Origin of the sequence: Rhizobium leguminosarum (assembly GCF_019798305.1) — a bacterium.
Lineage (GTDB): Bacteria > Pseudomonadota > Alphaproteobacteria > Rhizobiales > Rhizobiaceae > Rhizobium > Rhizobium leguminosarum_U.
Genome location: NZ_JAAXDD010000011.1, coordinates 250,084 through 271,524, shown reverse-complemented (window position 1 = coordinate 271,524; position 21,441 = coordinate 250,084). Strand labels below are relative to the sequence as shown.

Here is a 21,441-nt window from a genome sequence, read left to right as displayed (position 1 = left end):
TATCGCGTCGGCAAAAAGACCGTGACGCCCTCCCCGTGAACCCGACCTAGTGGCAGCAACGTTCTCAAGAGATGCGGATTCGGCGTGTCACTTGGCCATTGCTTTCCCAGTATGTGTGCTTTTTGGCGATCAAGGGGTCGTCCATGGCAGGTTGGATCTGCCCGGTGCTACTGATCGCGCGTGAGGTCACAGTGTGTTCTCCAGGAGAGGGATTTGCCCAATCCAACGACCAAATTTTCCAAGCGTGATCGGCTTCCTCACTGTGATCAATGATCGCTGGTTTCCATGGCGTTTGATCGATTTGCACTTCGACCCGTTCGATTGGCGCGCCCCAGGCCGCGCCGATAATGCGGTAACCTGAGTCTGTCCGCGTGACTTTGGCAGGTGCGGACTTTATCAGGGCTCGGCCGACGGAAGTTTCAGCCCAAACCGTCTCCCCGTCGTGCTCTTCCTCCCGGATGGTGACATAGTCGCGGGCCATCAGCAGGCTCATAAAACGGGAGTCGCGAACCTCGATTTCCTTCAGCCACTTGACGTTGGCGATGCCGTACCAGCCCGGAGCGATCAGCCGCAGCGGGAAACCATTGGGCGCCGGCAGGGTCGCGCCGTTCATTTCATAGCAGAGTAGATTGTCGGGGCTCATTGCATCGGCGAGCGACATGCTACGAGCGAAGTTCTGTTGCATCTTGATGTCGCGAATTTCGATGTCGCCTCTGTCGGTACCGAAGAAGACAACCTCGATGCCATTATCAAGGACGCCGGCTTCCTGGAGGATCGGCGCAAGCGGCGTGCCTGCCCAGCGGGCATTGCCGATGCCGCCCGTGAAAAATGGGAACCCGTGGTTACCCGAGCATTCCACTGTAAAAACGACCTCCTGTCGCGGTCGCGCCTTGATGTCGGCAAGCGTCAGTTTTAACGGCTTCTTGACCAGGCCCCCGATATCGAGGGACCACGATTTCTCGTCAATCGTCGGTCGATTGAAATGCGCGATGCTGAAGAACTTGTCATTTGGAGTTGTGAAGCTATCCAAGTCTTCCCAGACAAGCTGCGTCTGGATAACGGCAGGATTGGGATTTTCCGTCGGCTGATCTAGCCACGGAATAACCTTCGCGCCCGTCTGCGTTGGAAAAGCGTTGACCCCCGAAGCGTACAGACCCGCGATTGCGGCGAGTACCGCACTTCCTTGAACGATAAATTCCCTGCGTTGAAGATCAAGCATGTTCTTCCCTCCCGGATGCCATCCGGAACGGGCTGCAATGCGCCTTGGGCCGTTAGTCTGAAGGACGGATATGCGCACGATGTCTACCCCACCCGGAGATGCCCCGGACGAAGTCAAGCGTCAGCTTCGCATATCAATTATGCAGCACCGGACGACTTCTACTTTGCCTCGTATATGCGCGATTGCGAAAATAGTCCAGAGTTGTGGACAGAGAATCCTGACGGAAACTCAGATTAATCGACCAGATGCTGCCGCTTCGCTGGGGCGTGCCGTGCTATCTAGCTCCCATACGGCCTGACGCGACATACGTTGGTGAATCTGGCCTGATCCAAACCTCCTTGGTGCTGCGTCCTCTCCGGCCTGAGGGCGACAATTTCGATTTGAGAAAGGATCTTCCGCTCCCTCGACAGGCAATAAGAGGCGTCCGCCTGTGCGAACGGGATGAGCCATCAAAAAATCGATTAACGACATCATGCACCATTTGTTGGACTGATCGAACCAACAATTGGATCATCTCGTTCGCCAAGCGGCGCTCCGGCATCACTGCTGTGTTTGGAATCATCCCGGTCGTTCGGCATATGGAGCGGCGAAAGAAGACGTCGGGAACGAGGAGCCGTGTCGCGAAGCGCGCAAGGCCGTCGACGCGGCGAAGGTAGGCGTCGAAGAGCGCGGGCCGGCGTCGTGGACGGACGGCGACCCGGATCTCAATCGGCATATACGTACGCATAGTGGTATCGGGAACACACGGGGGCGGCCGAAGCTATTTGCTGCTCGTGTCCGCCATGTCGGCGTGCCGATGGACGAGTTTCCATTCGCCGTTTTCACGACGGAAGACCTCCGTGACGCGTAGGGACATCGGAACCTCTCCTTCCCTGCCCTTCATGCGCACTTTGGCATGTTGAAGACCCGTCCAGAACGAGAGATCGCCACTCTCCGCCGATTGGATCACCTCGAAATGTCCAGAGCTGCCCTCCTTGAAAGAGGATGCACCCCTTTCGTTGGCGGCGTTCACGTTCATTGCTCCCGAAATCCAATCTCCGGACGGCGGGAAGAAGGTCGCCGGATCGTGCGACGTCGAGATATCGATCAAGGTGGCCGGGTTGCCGTTGACGTAGTCAAGGGAAACGCTTTCGCGGCGTTTCATGAACTCTTCGAAAGATTCGTCCAAGGCTGGCATGTCGTTCTCCTCCGTTTCGCCTGAAACGCGAGTGGCGAGGAGTTGTTCACCGACATCGCCGCGGAAACTACGAGTATGTTCCGAACTGCGGTCGAAAAATAGGTGCTGGGCGTCGTCAATGATCAGAAGCTCGGTCCTGACGCGCAGAGGCCTCAGGATGGCGTTGTCGACACCTGTGGCGACAAGTTCGAGCGGTCGACGGCGCCGCTGAAACGGCAGAGCGTGGGAAGCTGGAAGCCGTCGCCGAAAGTATGGCGCGTGTCCAGAAGATCCTCGACGTAGAAAAGCTTTCAACCCCGCCTTCCAGCAGATCCCGTATAACCACCTGCGCGTCGAAGCCGGGCCGTGGGTCTGGAAATGCCAGGCGGCGTCGTCGATGACGACGGAACGCAGACGACGACCGCGTGTCGCCGACGGGAGGCATTCCAAAGCTGTTCTCGCGCTATGGAGCGGTCCGGTACGGATCACTACTCAAATGCGCCGAAATGGGACATAGCTCTGCGACTCAAACGGTGGTAGAATAAGAAATACCAAATGCACCCGAAAGGGGAAGCCGCATTGATATGCGGGCGCGCTGGTGTTCGCCAACAACCGCGCCTTTGCCGCCCGTCACTGCTAAACGACATTCGACCAACGATATTTGCGCTTCTTGTGGCCATCGCCATGTCTTGCCAGCGCGAGACTGGCGGGCGCATCGCGTGCGATCGCCTGTTTACAAAGAAATCGCACTCGCCGCCGAGAGGCCTGCCAACGAAGCATCACCAGGAGGACCAACCATGAAGCTGCGTTCCCTCAGCGTACGCAATGTCGGCGCGCTTATGATTTCCCTATCTGCTTTCGGGCTGATGACATCAGCAACATTGTCCGAAGAAAACAAGTTCTTCATCAAGCCTGTGGTTGAGAAGAAGGTCAAAGAGCTGCCGTCCGGGCCATTATACTGGCGGCTGGAGAATTTCCCAACGCTGAAAGATGGTCAAGACGCGGCGGGTCCGACCTCGCTTGTGGCGGAAGTTGCGGACAAGATCTGGTTGTTCACGCTCGGGCCCAAGGGTGGGTCGACACCTGGCGGAACCAAGGTCGCCGAGATCGGCCCCCTTCCACCGGTCAAGGCGAGCGAGTATCTGCTGCGCGTCAATCACGCCGGTGGAGCGTCCGGCACCAAGTCGGCAATCCATACGCATCCGGGATCCGAGGCATTCTATGTGATGGGCGGCAAGCTCGGTCAGAAAACGCCCCACGGCGTGACCTATACCGAAGCCGGCATGACCATGACCGGACACGGGGCCGACACGCCGATGGAGGTATTCAACGCCGGCACAACCGATCTCGACGAGCTGGCCATCTTCGTGGTGGACGCCAATCGGCCGTTCTCCTCGCCGGCCAGCCTCGAGTGAGCGACGTGCGATGGCCAAGGCAGGTAGTCCCCCAGGCCTCTGTAGCAATTAGCCCGTGAGGCACCTTGAAAGCATCCCGTTCGAATGGGTGCCGAGAAGGTAGGCGGCGAGGTCTGATGCCGAGCCGCGGTGCGCGGTCGCCTCCACATCGAGAGCATTGGGAATCCTGACTTCCATCGCTTCTTATGGGCATTCAGCACGAAGTTGCTTAGGTCGCTGCCCGGCAAGAATGAAGCCAAGATCCGAGAAGCCATCAAGCGCCAGACGGACTTGAGAGGCGAACGATGTTTTCCGCATCTTGAAACAATCTTCAACTTTACAGCGAACGTGCTAGTAATCCTGAATCTCATTGATCCAGGGGGGAAGTAGATGAGATCGATCGTTCTCGCAGTACTGACGACCTTTGGCGGCGTAGCTTGCACTGCCAGCATGGACGACCACTTCGATGGCTCGAAAGTAGACGCCTCGAAATGGACGACCCAACAGGTTCTTTCGCGCCAGATTGAGTTCACCAAGCCTGGACGCTGCGGAAGTGCCGCTATCGACATCGTCACGACGGACGGCGACAAGGGGCTCGAATGCGAAGACGACTGTCAGAGAGCGGAGCTTCGGACCACCAAGAAGATCTGGCCGAGCTATGGCGACGAAGTCTGGTTTTCCTTTAGCTTCAAGATTACCGGCGACGTGCCCTCCGCCGGCAGTGCAAGATCCGTCATCGGACAATGGAAGGGACCGGGCGACAGCAGCCCGATGATCGCCCAGCGTTTTGACAACGGCGTCTTCCACATCACTGTCCAGGACAATAATATCCGAAGAGTGATCGCACAGGCGGAGGGAAATCCCGACGCCCTTCTCAGCGCGCAGAGCCTCCTCGGGAAACTGGAGTTCAACGACCGGAACGTGAACGCGATAAAGTCGCTGCAGTCGCTCGACTTGATCAACAGGAACTCACCGGAAGTCTCGAATCGGTTTTTCAGCCAGCACCTCGCGCAGAGCATGGGGCCGGACGCGAAAAACAGCGACGCCAAGGCGTTATCGCAGGCACTTGGCCTTCCAGGCGATGGGAACCTTGTCTCTCAGTTTCGGGCGCTGGCCTTCGTCGCCGAGCCAGAGAAGTACATCGGCCGGGCGAACATCGAGATCGTTCCGGCATCCAACCGCCCGCTGCCGGATCCGCGCAAGGGCTGGGTAGACATGATCTACCGTGTGAAGCCCGGTCGAACCGACAACCAATATGGACTTCGTCAGCCGGGCGAGATCGACGTTTGGGCGAACGGTCAGAAAATCGTATCCGTCAGGGGCAATATCGGCGCTACTATGCAGAAGAAGGACAACTTCCCCCTCGTCGGGCCTTATTTCAAGTTCGGCACATACAGGCTTCGAATCCCTGGCACTTTCCATTTCGAATTCGACGAGTTCTCTCAGTCTCCTACAAGGGCGGGTCTCGCCCAGCTCTGTGCTGCGCAGTGAATGTAGTTCGGGCCTCCGGAGGGGCTCGAGCAAGTGGCGGCTTGTTGCTGGTCAGACGCCGATAGTGTCTCACGGAAACGCATTTGGGCACGAAGCAGGCGCCCATCATGGCAATCCTCGACCACCTAAAGCGTCTTGGTCAACGTGCGACCTGCACGCATACCGAACCGGAGACCCGGAGCACTTGATCGTTGCAAGCGGGTCGAAAAAGAGGGGATACACTTGGCATGGATCGACAGCATCAAGGAGTAGTGATCAACCATCGATAATTTCGGCCGCCCTCCGGGCGTACCGGGCGGCCTGTTCGTCTTCACCCATTGCTGCAAGCAGAAGAGAAAGATTCTGATAGGTTTGAGCGTCAGCAGGACGGATTCTTATTGCTGTCAGATAATGCGATCGCGCATCTGAAAAAGAGCCTTTCTCATGAAGAAGTACCGCCAAATTATTGTGGGCTTCTGCGTACTCAGGAACCGCCCTTATGGCTGCACGATAGTGTTTCTCGGCCTCCTCTAAGTCTCGCACTTCGAGCAGCATGGCGTAGTTGTAGTGAGCTTCGGCGTAATTCGGTCTAGCCCGCACCGCTTGTATGTAGTGCGACTCAGCCTCTTTCACCTCGCCTTGGCTTTCGAGGAAGACCCCGAAATTGTTGTGCGCCTCGGCAAAGCCGGGTCGGAGCCGCAGGGACTCTCGAAAGTGATGTTCCGCCTCGTGCCGATCGCCCCAGGCGTCGAACAGACCGGCCAAACGCAGGAGGGCATCTACGTATTCCGGCCGGCACTTCAGAGCCTGCCTGTAATGCGTCTCCGCCTCCTCGGGTCGATCGGTTTCTTCGAGCAGGATAGCCAGGTTGTAATGGGCTTCAGGATATTGAGGCCAAAGACGAATGGCGTCTCGATAGTGCTTTTCGGCGGTTATTCGATCACCGCTGCGTTTTAAGATGACGCCGAGGTTGTTATGCGCTTCGGGGTAGTCAATTCGAAGCTCCAATGCTTTCTCGCAGCAATGCATCTCTTCTGCCAACTGCCGATCATCCGTACCGACGATGCCTGCTCCTTTCAAAAACCAGTCCTCGGCCGTCATCTGCTCTTCGGAGCGCGCAGCTAGCGCCCGTTGATCGACGGAAAGGACGCGATAGAGATGCCGTCTCGGAAGGTAGTCGCCCTTCAATTCGAAGACGTCGACCTCCTGGAAAAGGTAGACCGGCAGGTCGATGAGATCGAGGACAGTCTGCGTGACTAGGAGGGTGTCGGGCTCGGCGCACGATTCCACTCGCTTGGCGATATTCAACGCCCGGCCAATCCAGGCGTCGTCGTCGTACATTCGAGAGCACTCACCGAAATGGCAACCGACTCGGATTGGCAGGTCGTGAGCCGGGTCCGACATCAAGTGACGTCGTCGTTGCTTCCAGTATGCGATCAGCTTCAACGAGAAATGAACGGCTACATCAGCAGATTCGAATAGATAAAGATGCCCGTCGCCTGTAAAGTTCTCATGCCGCCGACCGTATTGGCTCGCGAGCGTCTGAGATAGGTATCGATATTCGGCAATCGTAGTTGTAACGGAGTCGCGCGAAACCCTGTTCCAGGCCGCTGAGTGTCGGACAAGATCTGTGAACACGGCGGCAAAGTAGATGTCCATTCGCAACTGCCGAATGTTCCAAGCGACCGAGGAGCTGGCTTAAACGCAACCCCTTGTCATCGCGCAACCAAGGACCATCATCATGCCACAGTACATGGTCGAAAGACACCTGCCAGGTATAACCCCCGATCAGCTTGGCGCAGCAGCCTCCCGCGCAAAAAACGTCACGGCGGAGATGACTAGCCAGGGCAAGCCCGTGCGCTATCTTCGGTCTACGTTCGTGCCGTCCGAGGAGCGTTCATTCTGCCTGTTTGACGCCTCGTCCGAGCAGGATGTGAAAGAGGCAAACGAACGCGCAGGGATACCCTTGATCCGGATCACCGAGGTGAAACATATCTCTGCCGACGACGTGATCTAGCGCCTCCGAATATCGCGAACTTAAGCCGAGGCTACACCTAGGCGGATGTTGCAAGCGCCCTTTCGCTTGGTCGGCGCGCGGTCTTGTCCAGCACGAACAGGCGCACCATCTCAGGACTGTCGACAGTAGAGCGGCATGGCCTTTTTCTCCTCCGGGCAGTCGCGTCAGCGCATTTCGTTCGTTCCCATAGCTTCCTGCGACCAGGCACGCCACTTTTGATCTTTCTAAAGTAATTCTACAGTATCCTCTTGCCTATAAAAGCTTCGATGGTAGCATGCTCGCCGCCGAGGGACCGATAATGACCATAGATGAACTCATGGAATTGCAGGAGGCGGGCTCCAGAGCACGTGTTCTTGGTTTGAAATCTTGCGAAAACCCATATCTTGCTCCTGCGAGAATGCCCACAGGCGACAGCTCGGCGCTTGCTGACTGGCTCGCGCGCCATGACGCCTGGAAGTTCGGATGGGAGACGGAAGATGCCAGCCGTGACGGTTCCATCTCCGATTATTTCCGCGAGCTCATCACCACGAAACGCAGGCCGCAGCGGCCTGATCGTTTGATCGGTGCCTCAATCGACAACGACCCAAACTAGCTGTCATAGAGATCCGCCAGCGAAAACCAACATCTCCCATACGCCCGCCCGCGGGGCGATCTCGACCGCGGCACTTGGCTAACCTTTAATCGCGACGGCCGCCTCAAACGGGAAACCGATCCCAAAACTCCGCGGGTGTCTTCCGCACGAGCGCCGGCCCTCTCACATAGTTATTTGCTTTCCCGTCGAATTCGACGAGCAGCCTCGCCAATCGTAGCCATCGTAAATGTTTCAACGATCGGTTTCCGAGTGAAGCTAGCATTGAACCACGCTTCACCCGCCGCAGATGCCAATTCCAATGGTAGCAGTGGCGACGTAGACGCAGAATCCAATTGCTAGGCATTCCTCGTCATCATCCGAAAACGCAGGGCGTACCGACAAGCTGGGCCAGCCGAGAGCCGGCGCCGCGCTAAATCAGGTCGATCCCTTATTTGGACTGATTGAACCATTTCTGGATTGTGGCTGACCGCCTCGCGGCACTTGTCGTTCTCCTTAAAAGCTCTCGGATGATCCATCGGAGTAGATGACCTTGGTAACGATCAGGGTCGCTTTAGCGGTTCCGGTGGAAACCGGCCCAGTGAGCTTGTCGTACGGCTCTCCCTGGATGAACGGATTGTCGTCCCAGAAATAAAAGGTCTCGCTCGCGGCGGTCTTGCCTGGCGGTATCTTGATATCGAGCTTGCTCTCGCCATCGACAATCTTGTCTCCGAAGGCGTCGGTGACGGTCAGCGTATGCGCGATCGCCACCACTGTTTTCTTGGAGGTGTTCTTGAATGTCGGAACCAGCTCCACTCGGCTGTTGAAAATCTGGCGCTCATAATCCTTGTTCTGGACCTGCATCTTCGCCGAGACCGATTCAACTGGAGCCTTCGAAGGCGGGTTGGGAGGTGCCGTCGGCCCGGTTGATGCTTCTGCAGGTCCAGGGACCGCGATCGCGTCGAAGCAGGTCAGCCGTTTTAAAGAATCACTCTCGACCTTGCATGAGCGCACATCGCTGATCAGGTCGGCATAGGAGGCGTTGGCCGTCAAACATAGGAAAAGCGAAATATAGAGTGCCCTCACAGCATTGCCTTTCTACGAGAACTTTAGAACTACGAATTTGGTCGGCAAAAGGCGACCGTCTTCCCCGCCGAGGGCCCCGCCGGGTCGTATGGACCATGCGTTCGAAAGGCGGGCCTCGGCACCGCGTGGACTATGTCACGCTTTCAACGACCGCCTTCCTGATCAGGCTGCCAAGCAGGATTTCCAGTTCGTCCCCCGCCTCAGCATCCAGGACAGCCTTCGCCAGTGGCGCGTTCTGGTTGACGAGACCTCTTTCGGGAGCGCTCGGATCCTTCACGATCGTGAACTGATAAGTTTCCAGGCCGCGATCGACATATCGAAGACGAACCTTGCTTCCGAGACGTGCGACGCCGCTTTTTGGACGCGGTGGCGGGACCCTGTCCGGCTTAGCCTTCGCCGGCGGTTCAACAGGAAGAACGAACGGCTTCGCCTCACTCCGTATTGCCGTCGAGGGCTGCGGGGGAGATGCAGGACGCGGAGTCTCCGGCGAGCGGACCGGCGCGGCGGCCCGTTCAGCGAGCCTGGTCTTCAACTGGTCAAGACGATTGCCGATTGCGGCGCGAAGTCTCTCCGCCTCCCGTCGCGGATTGTCGAACCAATCCGTCGACCAAACCCGGTGGATGTTCCACCCAAGGTTTTCGAGGATTTCCTGGCGATGACGGTCACGGTCTCGGGCCGAGCGGGACGAATGATAGGTCGCTCCGTCGCATTCGACGCCCATCAGGAAGCCGTGAGGCCATTGGGGATGGCGAACGCCGAGATCGATCGAGTAGCCGCCGGCCCCGACCTGCGGGACAGCCACGCACCCAATGGCTTCGATCTGTGCGGCCACGAACTCCTCGAGCGGAGAGTCGAACGCACCGTGTATCCCAATGCCCGCCTCCAGGGGCGCACCCGCACTATATTCGAGCCAACGCTTCAACATCCAGGCGCCGGCGTTCGTCGTCTCCTCGGCGGTGATGTCGGACGGCGACATCGAGGTAAACGTCTTGATCTGCTCCTTTGCTCGCGTGAAAAGGACGTTCAAGCGGCGGCGGCCCGTAGGTCCGGCAATCGGGCCGAAATGCTGCGCGACCTTGGCGCCTTCCGAAGGCGGACCATACACGGTCGATACGAATATCACGTCACGTTCGTCGCCCTGGACGTTTTCCAGGTTCTTCACGAAGAACTCCTCGAGGCGGTCGCGCTCGCGCAGCCAGCGATCCACGTAGTCTCCGGCAGCTCTGTCGCGGGCGATCTCGTACTGGAGCCGCTCGTTAATGTAATCGGCCTGGGCCTTGTTGACGGCGACGATACCGAGCGACCGGTCCGCATCATGACGCATGAACGAAAGGGCCGCCTCGACGACGGCATGGGCCTCTGTCGTGTTCACGCCGGCCTTGTAGATCCCACCCGTCTGGACGAGCGAGACGCCCATCTTCGGATTGTCTTCATTTGCGGAAGGAAAGACCGTCAGCCGATCCCGGTAGATCACGTTGTTCGAGAACTGGATCAGCGCGGAGTGTTTCGAACGATAATGCCAAGTAAGCATCCGACGCGGCCGGAACGCGCTGTTGGCCATCTCGAGAACGGACTCCTCGGTAACGGCGTCCGACTCTTCGTCGTCGGCAGTGTCGGCGATGCTCTTGTGGAAGAAATTCGTGGGCGGAAGCTGCTGCGTGTCGCCGACGATCATCGCCTGCCGGCTCCTGAACAGCGCACCGATCGCGTCTTCAGGAGGCATCTGCGAGGCTTCGTCGATGATGCAGACGTCGAACTCGATGGTGTTCTTCTGAATGTACTGCGCCACCGCCAGAGGCGACATCATCCAGCATGGCTTGAGGGCCTGTAGCGACCGCCCTGCCCGCCTCGTGATGTCTCTAACGGGCACGCGGATCTTCTTCTGGCCGGCGAGATGCTCCAGAAGTCCCATCTCCGTGAACTCGGCGACGCGCCCACGCGCATTGCCAGCCGGAGGCCGGGGGCCGATCGTCAACTGGTGGCGCAGCGCCTTCCGGGACAGTACCGTGATGTCGTCGTCCAGCGATTTTAGGCGCTCGCGAAGAGAGTCGAGCTGTCGACCGGAATAGTTCACCAGCTCGCGACCGTACCTTGCGTAGACCCGCGCCGCCGAAGCTCGTCGAAGCAAGGCCTCGGCGTGATTTGCCACGTCGGTGGTCCCTAGCTGCCGTGAAAGCAGATCGACGGAGGCCAGCATGCCCAGGCGATCGATTTCCGCTCGCGCCTTTGCGACGGCGATCCAGTGCTCGAGTGCCTCGGCGTCTGCGGCGGCTTCCGCGAGGTAGTCGCCAGCCTGCCTGAAAGTGAGATCGGCAATCTTCGCCGTCAGGTCCAGCGAACCCTCGGACGACGCACGCGCCAGAAGCTCCTGAACCTTCTCTGCGGCCGCATAGGTGTTGGCGGCACAGGAGAGCAGCTCCTGCAGGCGGCCCTGCCGCGCCGCCACAGCAAAGACGCCGCCGAAAGCGTATCTCTGAAGAGCGTCCGCAACTTCGACCAGATGGCCGATTGCTCGTCCGTCGGTCTTCCAGCCGGCGAATCGTTCTTCAAGGATATCGGCGAGCGGGCTTGCGTTAAGAACGCTGATCAAATGCTGCAGCTTGGCCACCTCGCCCGCGAGCCTCTGGACCTCGGCGGGAGTGACCGCGCCGGCCCGTTGAAACACCTGGCAAAGGCGCGTCAATTCAGCATCCGTCGACTTCATCTTCTCGAGGTCAGCGGTGAGCTTCTCGCGCGTACCTTCCAGACCTCGAAGCACCGTCTCCGGAGGAAGGTCTGGGAGGGAGGGAGTATCGACCAGAACCTGGACCGCTTCGCCCTTCAAGAATTCTCTGACCTCTTTGTTGCCGAACCCGCTGAAATCGGCTTCGATCTTCTCGTAAAATCCTGCGAGCTGGGCAAAACTTTCGAAATCTGTCCGGACGCTATCGAAATGCGACCCGAACACGCCGCTATTTCCGGCGCGGGCGTCGAACCGCGCCTCCTCATCGAGCTGGTTTCGCGCGGCGTCGAGTTGCGTGATGGCAGCTTGCCTGTCGAACTTGTCGGACTTCGCGAGAGAGCCATAAAATGCCTTTGCTTCCTTGTACTTCGAAGACAGGAAACTGAATGCGCCGGCACTCCGGATCGCGGCAAGAGGGCCATCGATGTCGGACGCACGCATGCCCGTTCTAAGCGTAAGGCTGCTTTCCAACTGACGACGCTGTTCACGAAGGGCAAGGCCCGCTGTCATCATCGTCTTCAATGTCGAAACGGCGTTGGCGTCCGCCAGCGCTGCCGATCTCATCTCAAGGATATTCCGTGGTACCGAGCGAGCCAGCTCGCCTATCTTCCGCAGGACGCCGATCGACCATCCCGCGGCAGGCGGGCACTGGGAAATGAAATCTCTCGCCATGGACAACGACCTGCCAAAATCGGCGATGGTCTGCTCGACGGCCGATATCTCGATAGCTCGTGCCGCGACGCCGAAAGACCGAATTCCCGTTGACCGGCAGATCTCGGTTATCCGAGCCAATATCGGAAGAGCGTCGTCTCGCAGCGGATCGACCAATGAGGAACCGAGGCTCGCTGCCGCTGACCGGGCGGTTTCGCAATCCGACAGAAATGCTCGCAGCTCGGCCGGCTTTTCGAACGTGGCGATCCTGGCCTCGCCCGCCGTCATCTCGCCAACGACAAGATTGCGAAGCGCTGCAGCCAGTCCTTCGATCGCCGAAATGTCCTCCATCGAAATCCGCTGTTCGAGGCCGCTTCGCCTCAAGTCGTCGGCCGTCGCCTCGAGAGCCCTGAAGGCGTCGGCAGTGCGCTGGGCAAGAGCAAGAATTGCCGAGCTCTTGAACTGGCTCGTGTCGAGATTCAGAGTGCCCTGCCAGTGAGTCCTTCCGGCAACCGGCGTCGAACTGATCCGTGAAAGCCACGAAACATTCGAGACGAGCTCTTCAATTTCGTGGAGCCGGAATTCGCGAGAAGGTACCGAATGTTCAGAAATCGCGACCGGCGACATGGCATCAAGCAGGTGCTGCGTCGCGATCGCTCGCCCAAGCACGCGGTGTACGGTTTCTCCCGTGTTCTCCCACTCGCTCGAAAGAATCGTGACATAGCGAGACAGCTTTTCGCGAACTTCGACGAAACGTTCGCGGCTCTCCTTGAGTTCTCTTGGCAGGTGCTCCCGAAGCCCCATGCGGTCGCGCACCGACCTCATGAATTCGTCCTTGGAGCTCTTGCCGGCAAGAAGCGGAAGGACGAACTCACCGAGACCCACCGCTTCGAGACGGCTTTGTACCACTTCCAGGGCAGCGGACTTTTCGGCGACGAAAAGGACCTTCTTGCCCTTGGCGAGAGCTGTCGCGATCGCGTTGACGATCGTGTCGGACTTCCCGGTGCCGGGCGGCCCCTCGACCGCGAGATTGCGGCCACGGGCGACGTCGACGAGGACACTGAACTGGCTGGCGTCCGCCTTCTTGACCAGGTGCGGGACTTCCGCCTCGACATCGGGCGCGTCGACCTCGTACTCCTCGGCGATTGCGCCGGCCTCCGAACTTTCGGATCCTACCAGGATGGATTCGACGATGCCGTTCTTGGAGAAATCCGACGCGCCTGGGTCGAGGTCCTCGTACATCGCCATGCGAGCTGCCGGAAAAACCGAGAAGGTGATCCGGCGTCGGACCTGCCACGGAAGCGTCGGATGCTTTATCTGCGCGATTTCATCGAAATATTCTTCGAGCGAGCCGCCCGTGAACAGCGGAAGCTCGATGTTGAATTCGCGCTTGAATTTCTCGCGGAGCACCAGATTGGTTTCGGCCTCTTCACCGGTGCCTTCCACGGAGAAGATCGGGCCGCCGGTACTCTTCTTTCTTTCCACGGCAACGGGAGCGAGAACGAGGGGCGAAAGGTAAACACGATCGTCGGCACGAGCAGGATCCTTCCACTCGAGAAAGCCGAACGCGCCGCGCAAGAGGTTCAGACCCGTCTCCTGCTGTGCGGTCCGCGCCTTGGTCATCAAGGCGTTCAACTTTCGTTCGAGGTCGGGCGCAAGGAGCAGCGTTTGCAGGTGATCGTCTTCATACCGATCGTCATCGACGTCGACACCTGGCAAGGGAAGCTCAAAGCTCGGATTGATGCCGTTGTTCCGGGCATGCTGAGCGAGAGATTCGTCCTTCCGCGTCACGCGCGTTGGCATACCAAGTCGTTCTCGGACGCGGTCCCGAAGTGCTCTTTCCGCTTTCCGCACGCGATCTGGATAGTCGAGAGCCTCAGCGTCCAGCGCTTTAGTTTCGGCCAAGTACTCCTCGTCCGTTCGTAGAGCGATCGAAACCTCCTCCACGAAAACCGGCGTGAGTTCGTCCTTGTTGTCTTCCTCCAGCGATGGGAGCGACCTGAATTTCAGCGAACTGTCGTTGTTGAGGCTATAGAACACGCGGTCCGGCAGTTCGTCGACCACACGGACCTGACTTGCCGACCTGGCGTCGAAGCTCATGTTCACGAGCGGATTCTTCGACGTCAGGTCGAGGAGCCTTGGCCGGATGTCTTCGATCTTGGCGGCGACAAGTTTAGAAAAGTCGCGAACGGAGGCATTAAAGGGGCCGTTCATGGAATCATAGTCCAATGCTGAGTTAAACTAGAAATGGTGTCCCACAGGCACAACTGGCGATCAAGATCCGAGCTTTAGAGATCGTTAATATCCACCGGAGATCGACGTACGGTTCCTTCTCGTCATCGCCATCCGCCGAACAAGGAAACCAATGCAGGTGGTGCCACGGCCGAAAGCCGGGCAGCAATCCTCTCCTCAATGAATTACCCCACTTTGCTGACTCCGCCTCATTTCGCACCCTTTGGAGATCTGGTCACCGGTCAAGGTCGGGAGCGCCGCTCAGGCTGAAGAGAGCATCCCACTGTATGGAAGACGGGCGATAATATGCCCCTCCTTCGCAATCCTGCCGGCGGTGATGCCCCGGCAAAGAAGACTCACGCCGCCTTGGTTGCGCTGACAGATGGCGTCAGGGCTGTCGATGATATTAAGGCCCGGAAGACCGGACACCAGGATGGTGACGCCATCTGGAATCGCTCCGATCGGTTGAATCACGACGATCCTGACGCCTGCGATCCATGCTCCGACGACTGCGATGACGACCGCGGCGGATATTGCGTAAAATATATTCTTCATTTGCTCAGGCCGCGGGTTTCGGTGCGCCGAAACGGAGGCCGCAATGCTTGCAGACGTTCGCCACCTGCAAAACGGTCTCCCCGCAATCGGGGCAGGACTTGGTTGGACGGTAATCGGCGACAAGTTGGCTCTGAACCGAGTTGGCCGACTGGTGTTGGAGGGAAGGCAGACAGGCGATCAAGATCAGACCGAAAATGCCAAGCAGGCAGCCGATCAGGAACCAACCGCCCCCCGTCCTGCCTTTTGATGACGCGATGATGCCGGTGATGACCCCGCAGATGAGCCAAGTTACAACTATGAACAACTGAGAAAGCCTCCTATTGGCCGCAACCAATGACGGCGCCGCTGTTGGTGATGGTGCAAGAATTCCCTTCGCTATCGACGCTATGCACCCCCCCGAAGAATCCGACCAGGTCTTCACGGAATATGAATTCCCCTCACTGTCATCGCTTCGTATTTCAGTGCCGCCGCCAGGAAGCCGACGCGTTGTTGTGTCGGTGGAATAGAGTTTCCCTCAGTGTCCGACGACCTGGCATGGTAGTCCCCGTTCGAATCCTGGTAGCTGTCGGTGCATACGCGATACGAGCCTTCGCCGATGCACTCGGCACGTGAACCACCGCAGGAGAAGACAAGGCTCGCCACTGCGACGACAATAATCTTTGTCCGCATTTCAATTCTCTAACTGTGAAAACCCCACTTGGCGGCCGACAGTTGTTCCCAACCATCACGCCGTCCCATCTCCAATCTGCTACATCAAGAATCAACTCTTAGTCGAGATATCAACTCAGCCCATTTTTGGACTTTTGACGAAAGTAGCAGCGAAATCGTCAGGCCCGGCCCGGCGCTACGATTCACCTACCGAGTTGTCCTTTCATTGGACGACCGACGGTTCGCGAGGAGTCGAATCCTGTTTTTGGCGGCGAGCATCCTCTCGCGCTTTAGATTTAGTCTCCAGGTGCGGTACCGCGCATGCGCCCAAGGTTTTGGACGACGTCGCCACGGTCGGCTGTCCGAAATCGGTCCGATGCGGGCGAGCGAACTGCAGGGATGGGAGGAACGCAGCACGGGACAGCGCCGCAGGCAGAGATCAGCGCCGCATCGAGGGACTTATCGCTCCCATGTGCGGAGCACCGCCGTTTTCCACGGACGAAATCAACCTACATGCCCTGCGGAAGACCTAACTGGTTGAAGAACGCGGCGTTCGTTGTGACGCGGCCTGGAGAAGGCCATCGAAGTCGATGACCTCAATGTAAGCCATGATATTGGGATTTGGATTCCATCCAAAATAGCTGAGCCCGTCCGGCGCCGCGTGTATCTGCGAGCCATGTTCACAGTCGATGACGTTGAAGAGTCGATTGAGAGGCTGCGCACGCGCGCGGCGCCCAACTTGTCGGCGATGTTATCCGGGACGAGGACGCCTACAAGCTCTGCTACATCCGCGGAGCCGAAGGTCTTCTGATCGGGCTGCCCAGGAACTCGGCAAGCAGCGAAGAGGGCCGGTCGCGCCTAGTTCATCTTGCGAATATCGTGCTAGTTGATGAGGAAGGGTGGTGATCCCATCTAGGCGTCATGCCGAAACACGAAAAGAACGAAGTCGAGCTGGTCAAGACGTGGGTGCTGCCACCGTCGGCAACCCAGGGATCTTCGATCCGCGCGAAGGGAATTCTGCTCGAACTACGTGCACGCCTCCCGGTCGCTTCGAAGAAGTCGCTCGACATCGAGCAAGGAGAACTCACGCTGTCGATGCCTGCAAGTGCCAAGGCAGAATTCCACGCCGTGGCGTCTGTTGTCGCCAGTACGCTGCAAGACATCGAAAGCCTGCCGATAATCCCGCGCGAGATCCAGGATATCCTGTCCATCAAGACGAGCGAGCGTCATCGCTGGCTGAAGGACGGCCGCCTGCCGAGTGCTGGGACGCGCACGGTGAAACTGCGCGGCCGCGCGCGGAAGATCACATTCCACGTCTTCGACCCGCGCGTCGTGGAAGACCTGCTCGATCGAGGCGCCGTCGAAGAATGGCGCGAGAAGGATGCGGCCGCGGCCGCGGAGAACCGACGGCGGGCGGCATATAAGGCGAAGCTGACGCGGTCATTGAAGAAGGTCAGGGGCGTCAAGGCGGATGCCGTCGCCGGGCCTGACGAGGCCGCTCGCGCGGAGCTGGCAGGCTGGGAGGAGTTCGGACGCGACGGATTGCTTCGCTAAGCATGAGGATTGCGGGGCCTAGCGGGTTCCACTGCAAAGCAATCTCCGGCCGCTCCGTATGGGATGCCTTGAAACGGACGCCGTGCTCGACTATCTTCAGGTCATCGGCGTTGCTGGTGAGTGTTCCACGAGAGCGTTCGCGACTGCCGAAGTCGCTTTTTTACTTTTGACCACGGATGTAATGGCTCTGGTGTGGAAAGCGATGTTTGAAAGGTCGGTGCGGTTTCGCCCCCAGCCACTAACCCAAATGTGGAATCGTCGGGACCATGTTCAGCGGCATCCTCTATAACGCGGGTTATTAGAGATATTGCTTATGCCGCAGATTTTTCGGAAGGCCCAAGACGCTTCGATTGCCTCTCCCCTTCCAGGGAGTAAACGTTGCAAGAATCCGTACCGCCCGAGCTTTGCCGTCGCTGCGGATGTGGAAGATCAACGCGGTAGATCGACTGCCAACCAACAGGCGCTGTGCCGGGTGACACGCGCGTCGAAGGAAACCTCGCGCAATTCTGCGAGTTTTGTGGCATCCGCGGGAAGCTTGAGAGTTACTCCTTGCTCTGATAAGTAGATCACATGAGTGATGATACGGTGAAAAGTCGGGCGATCTGGCGAGCGTTGACTACGGTGAACGCCCCGCTGCCGATTCATGTCGATGCCGACACCTTGCTGGAGTGCCTGAATCTCTCAACGACCGACCGTCGTTGGCGGCCACACGTGCGAGCCTTCTTCAGAGAAGTCGGCATCGAAGTCATCATGGACATGGTTGTGGAAGGCTCGACTACGTTCGATAGTCTATCAAAGGCGATTTCATTCTGGGACGTCGAAGAGGACTACGAAAATGCCCGATGGATACGGGAGATGGCTGCCATCCCAGTGGCAATATCTGATGGAACTCACGCTAAAGGCGCTCGACTCCGTCACGCCAGACGATGAGCCTGCGCCGAGCTGGACGTTCGGCGGTGGGACGTCGCTCGCTATCGATCTAGGGCATCGGATCAGCTACGATGTAGATGCCTTTCTCGATTCCGCGAGGGTCATCCAGAATCTTGTCCCAGTGCGCAACGCTGTTACTCGCGCGATCTGCTGGAATGAGGAAACGCGGCGTGCGGACTATCAGTACCCAGGGAAATATCTGAAGCTGATCGTCAAAGGGGTCGGTGAAATCGATTTTTTTGGCACGTCGCCTCTGGTGGAAGACTCCACGACGCTGTTCGAATTCCAAGGCCGAACGATCGTTCGCGAACTCCCCTCCGAAATCATCTGCAAGAAGATTTACTATCGCGGATCGATGTTCAAGGCCCGCGATGTTTTTGATCTCGCCGGAACCTATGTCACCTTGCCAGACGAGTTACTCACCGCCGCTTCGTCCCCGTTTCTGACCTCGGAAGTTTACGACCGCGTTCAGTTGCGGATCGAAGCCCGCACGAGAGCTTTCGAGGAGGAGATACTCGAAGAGGTAAACCCCACCGAGTTTGGCCGCAGTTACATGCCGGACGCATGCGAGCTGGCCCTAGAGGCTCTTGATTTCATGCGGAGCGGCCCCAAGCCTGGGGTGTGAGTCACCGGAAAAGTGAATCCCCATTTAAGTTAGTGGCTGGGGTTCGCCCCGGCCTTTTTTATTGCCGTTAACGCAGAGCGCTGCCAGTCGTTTGAGGGTTCCTTGGCTCCGCGTTTGGCGATCTTCGGCAGGGTCTGGATCGCGTTCATATGCGGTTCGGAGGCTTCAGGCGTTCACTGCTCCCCATCGTGCGAGCTGTCGAGACTTCGGCCTCGGACACTATCGCAGTCGGCCATTTCCCCCTGCCCGCCGTCCTCACCCGCAATCTCGATCCCGGTCATGAGTCCAAGCATTCTCCGGTGAAGCGCGAGCTCTGCGGTTTCAGTTGTCTACCTCCCTTCCTCGAACCGGATCTCGGCAAGCTTTTCGCGATTCACCGAACAAAAGATCCTCATAGTCGTTAGGCTCCCAAAAGGAGTTCCCCATGTCCAAGATCACAAACGGCCTCAATGACCGCCCGAAGGATTCCACCATCGCCCAGAGCGGTCCCGGCCTTCCGGACGATTCCGGCCACCCCATCGAGGTGACCGACCAAGATGCAGAACGCGTCCGCGCGAAGTTCGAGGACGACGCCCGAAAGAAGGTGAAGGCGGAAATCGACGAGCAGGTCGAAAAGCCCCAGCTCGGCACCGCGTGAGTTCGCCGACGCCCGGAGCGTTCACTTCCATTAGCGTATTCGCATTCGATCTGGATGATCGCGGACACCCGGTCCGGGCTTGGAAGACGGTGGGCGTGGAGGGCGATCCAGTCGTAGTCTTCCAGAGCGGGACGAATGGTGATTTCGACTAGAGCGGCGGTGTCATAATCCTATGAGCACGTGGCCAGTCGTTGACGAGTTCCTTCGGCCGGGTCGGGATCGAGGCGCCTCGCGCAGGCGGCCTAGCCGTCTCGAATCTTGCCTGGTGCCGTTCACCAGAGAACTGTCAGCGAGTCCGCCAGCTTCAGCCAGTGCTTTTTCCAATCTTCCTGTTCTTGTTGACGAGTTCGTCCTGAAGCTCGATCCACACAGGCGCGTGGTCACTGGTATGCTCCCAACCGCGAACGTGCTTGTCGACCTCCGCCTTCGTCAGCCGTGTGGCCGCCTCCGAACTCAGGAGAAAGTGATCGATGCGAAGGCCGGCGTCGAGGCGCTACGCTACGATCTGCAGCCCGCGCTGGATGGCTGTCTCGAAATCCAGTGATAAAAGACTCGTCTCCTGAACCGCCGATAGCGGCTGGCGCTCGAAATCGAGGGTAACCCAGGCAAGTGCCACCTGGAGTTTGCGGCGAGAAAGAGCCAAGGGCGCAGAGCTCAGGTCGCGTTCACTTTAGCTCGCCTTGCGTCAGCCTTTTGGCGGCTCGAGGAAAGCAGAGCGTCAAGCCGAACCGGCTGGAGTTCACGCGCATCGACGCCGACATCGAACTGACGGGGGACCGGCTTCAGCCTGCCGTGGGAGTGTCCGTGCAGATTGATCGAGCCCTTGCCCATCTTATTCCAGGTTCTAAACGCGTAGTGGCATAGCACCAGATGGTAGCCGTCCAAGGTCAACTCTTTGTAATGCTGGACGCTGCTCCAGCCCGATGCATCGGTCGTCGCCTCTGTATCGTTGTTGCCGACAATGAGATGTTTCCTGCCGTGCAGGCGGTCGAGGAGCGTGTCGCAATCGCCCGCCCGCGATGACATGAAGTCGCCCAAATGCCAAACTTCGTCGTCGATCCCGACGATCAGGTTCCAGTTCCTGATGAGGGCGACATCGTGGGTCACCATATCAGGGAAGGGTCGCCGATCGATGCGAAGGACGCGAGAGTCGCCGAAGTGGGTGTCGCCGGTGAAGAAGATCATGCTGATCACTTATCGTCGAATCTGTCTTCGACCTTCTTGCGGTTGTAGCCGAGCGCTTTGACGGTCTTCATGACGACGTCTTTAGACACGCCTTCCTTCGTCGCCTCATACTTCACTTCGTGTCCTGGCCGCCGACGACGCATGCGCGGTCCTGAGCGCGGCCTCGAGATGGTGTTTGCCATGTTCTGAAGTTCCTTTCGGTTTCGAGGAAGAAACTGAGCCTGATTTAGGAGGTTCCCTCGCATCTTCGCATGCGCGACGACGGGTTTAATCCACCTCCAAAAAGAAAGCCCCGCGTGAGACGGGGCTAGTAATTTTCGACAGAAGGAGTGGGTCGCACAGAGGCATCGCAGGGTGGCGGCGTCAAACTTGCCTCCGCACGGCCCGACCCTTTACTCTCACCGACCGAATTGGTTCCTGAGCCGGCGGATATGCCCAACAAGGTGGAACTACTCGGTTGGTGGCTTCTCGCGATCTCGGCGATGGCGGCATCGACGGCAACCTCGCGAAGGATCACGCCTTCCTTGCCGCAGATCGCGATGCCAAGTGGAATTCTTTGCCTTCTGGACAAAAGAGCCGTTGCGACCATTTCTTAAAGCCTCTCCCTGGCTGCTTCAATTGCAACAAAAAGGTCGGGGAATTCCCGGCCCTCGGTGTCCAATACCGAACCATCCATGTGCGTGATACGAAAGTACAGCGTCAGCAAGGCACACCTCCTTCACAGGTGCCCACTAACGCTTGATCTGCTTCAGAAGTTTCGGTCAAAACCGTACAGTCGGTCGAACGGTCGCA

17 protein-coding genes and 3 pseudogenes are annotated in these 21,441 nt (G+C 58.4%); 10 read left to right on the top strand and 10 right to left on the bottom strand.

Translation table 11 applies throughout. The features are described 5' to 3' along the window. Positions 1-64: 64 nt before the first annotated feature. Complete coding sequence (locus HFO99_RS21195; protein ID WP_222363386.1) at positions 65-1,219, bottom strand: sulfite oxidase; 1,155 nt, start codon at positions 1,217-1,219, stop codon at positions 65-67. Positions 1,220-1,979: 760 nt separating this feature from the next. Beyond that, complete coding sequence (locus HFO99_RS21190; RefSeq protein ID WP_222363385.1) at positions 1,980-2,825, bottom strand: YybH family protein; 846 nt, start codon at positions 2,823-2,825, stop codon at positions 1,980-1,982. A gap of 347 nt (positions 2,826-3,172) precedes the next feature. Here HFO99_RS21190 and HFO99_RS21185 point away from each other — a divergent pair, with 347 nt between their 5' ends. Both HFO99_RS21185 and HFO99_RS21180 read left to right on the top strand, forming a co-directional pair. Then, positions 3,173-3,790, top strand: coding sequence for a cupin domain-containing protein (locus tag HFO99_RS21185; RefSeq protein WP_222309212.1), 618 nt, complete (start codon positions 3,173-3,175; stop codon positions 3,788-3,790). A 369-nt stretch (positions 3,791-4,159) separates the two neighbouring features. Beyond that, entirely contained in the window at positions 4,160-5,260 is a 1,101-nt protein-coding gene (locus HFO99_RS21180) for a heparin lyase I family protein (protein ID WP_222363383.1), read from the top strand. 255 nt (positions 5,261-5,515) lie between these two features. Here HFO99_RS21180 and HFO99_RS21175 read toward each other — a convergent pair whose 3' ends face one another. Further along, positions 5,516-6,898 (bottom strand): tetratricopeptide repeat protein, encoded by a 1,383-nt coding sequence (locus HFO99_RS21175; RefSeq protein WP_222363381.1) that lies wholly within the window; start codon positions 6,896-6,898, stop codon positions 5,516-5,518. 82 nt (positions 6,899-6,980) lie between these two features. On the opposite strand from HFO99_RS21175, the gene HFO99_RS21170 reads away from it, so the two are divergent. Beyond that, entirely contained in the window at positions 6,981-7,256 is a 276-nt protein-coding gene (locus tag HFO99_RS21170; RefSeq protein WP_105009423.1) for a DUF4242 domain-containing protein, read from the top strand. A 298-nt stretch (positions 7,257-7,554) separates the two neighbouring features. Further along, positions 7,555-7,848, top strand: a complete 294-nt coding sequence (locus HFO99_RS21165) for a CrpP-related protein (RefSeq protein ID WP_222309203.1) — start codon at positions 7,555-7,557, stop codon at positions 7,846-7,848. A 492-nt stretch (positions 7,849-8,340) separates the two neighbouring features. Here the strand turns inward: HFO99_RS21165 and HFO99_RS21160 are convergent, their stop codons facing one another. From HFO99_RS21160 to HFO99_RS21145, 4 genes are all read right to left on the bottom strand, one after another. Beyond that, on the bottom strand, positions 8,341-8,877 hold the full coding sequence (locus HFO99_RS21160; RefSeq protein ID WP_222363379.1) for a hypothetical protein: 537 nt from the start codon (positions 8,875-8,877) through the stop codon (positions 8,341-8,343). A gap of 163 nt (positions 8,878-9,040) precedes the next feature. Beyond that, complete coding sequence (locus HFO99_RS21155) at positions 9,041-14,497, bottom strand: DUF4011 domain-containing protein (protein WP_222363377.1); 5,457 nt, start codon at positions 14,495-14,497, stop codon at positions 9,041-9,043. Positions 14,498-14,776: 279 nt separating this feature from the next. Continuing rightward, positions 14,777-14,989, bottom strand: a complete 213-nt coding sequence (locus HFO99_RS21150; protein ID WP_222363375.1) for a hypothetical protein — start codon at positions 14,987-14,989, stop codon at positions 14,777-14,779. A gap of 498 nt (positions 14,990-15,487) precedes the next feature. Beyond that, complete coding sequence (locus HFO99_RS21145) at positions 15,488-15,739, bottom strand: hypothetical protein (protein ID WP_222363374.1); 252 nt, start codon at positions 15,737-15,739, stop codon at positions 15,488-15,490. Between the two features lie 625 nt (positions 15,740-16,364). Between HFO99_RS21145 and HFO99_RS33530 the strand changes: the two are divergent. From HFO99_RS33530 to HFO99_RS21125, 5 genes and pseudogenes are all read left to right on the top strand, one after another. Next, positions 16,365-16,624: pseudogene (locus tag HFO99_RS33530) on the top strand (hypothetical protein); the annotation flags it as partial. A gap of 15 nt (positions 16,625-16,639) precedes the next feature. Beyond that, positions 16,640-17,272: a hypothetical protein gene (locus HFO99_RS21140; protein WP_222363372.1), complete on the top strand. Its 633-nt coding sequence runs from the start codon at positions 16,640-16,642 to the stop codon at positions 17,270-17,272. Positions 17,273-17,842: 570 nt separating this feature from the next. Further along, on the top strand, positions 17,843-18,202 hold the full coding sequence (locus tag HFO99_RS21135) for a hypothetical protein (protein WP_222363370.1): 360 nt from the start codon (positions 17,843-17,845) through the stop codon (positions 18,200-18,202). Then, the gene (locus HFO99_RS21130; protein WP_222363369.1) at positions 18,156-18,827 is read left to right on the top strand and encodes a nucleotidyl transferase AbiEii/AbiGii toxin family protein; all 672 of its coding nucleotides are present in this window, start codon (positions 18,156-18,158) and stop codon (positions 18,825-18,827) included. Before HFO99_RS21135 ends, HFO99_RS21130 begins: the two co-directional genes overlap by 47 nt. 424 nt (positions 18,828-19,251) lie before the next feature. Beyond that, positions 19,252-19,464: a hypothetical protein gene (locus HFO99_RS21125; RefSeq protein ID WP_222363368.1), complete on the top strand. Its 213-nt coding sequence runs from the start codon at positions 19,252-19,254 to the stop codon at positions 19,462-19,464. Positions 19,465-19,768: 304 nt separating this feature from the next. Here HFO99_RS21125 and HFO99_RS33525 read toward each other — a convergent pair. The 3 genes and pseudogenes from HFO99_RS33525 to HFO99_RS21115 all read right to left on the bottom strand — a co-directional run. After that, positions 19,769-19,951 (bottom strand): annotated as a pseudogene (locus tag HFO99_RS33525) (exodeoxyribonuclease III); the annotation flags it as partial. 167 nt (positions 19,952-20,118) lie between these two features. Next, on the bottom strand, positions 20,119-20,649 hold the full coding sequence (locus HFO99_RS21120; RefSeq protein WP_222363366.1) for a hydrolase: 531 nt from the start codon (positions 20,647-20,649) through the stop codon (positions 20,119-20,121). Between the two features lie 5 nt (positions 20,650-20,654). After that, positions 20,655-20,875: pseudogene (locus HFO99_RS21115) on the bottom strand (DUF3606 domain-containing protein). 234 nt (positions 20,876-21,109) lie between these two features. Between HFO99_RS21115 and HFO99_RS21110 the strand changes: the two are divergent. Continuing rightward, positions 21,110-21,391 carry a hypothetical protein gene (locus tag HFO99_RS21110; RefSeq protein WP_222363364.1) on the top strand — a complete coding sequence of 94 codons (282 nt, stop codon included), beginning with the start codon at positions 21,110-21,112 and terminating at the stop codon, positions 21,389-21,391. The last annotated feature ends 50 nt before the right edge of the window (positions 21,392-21,441 follow it).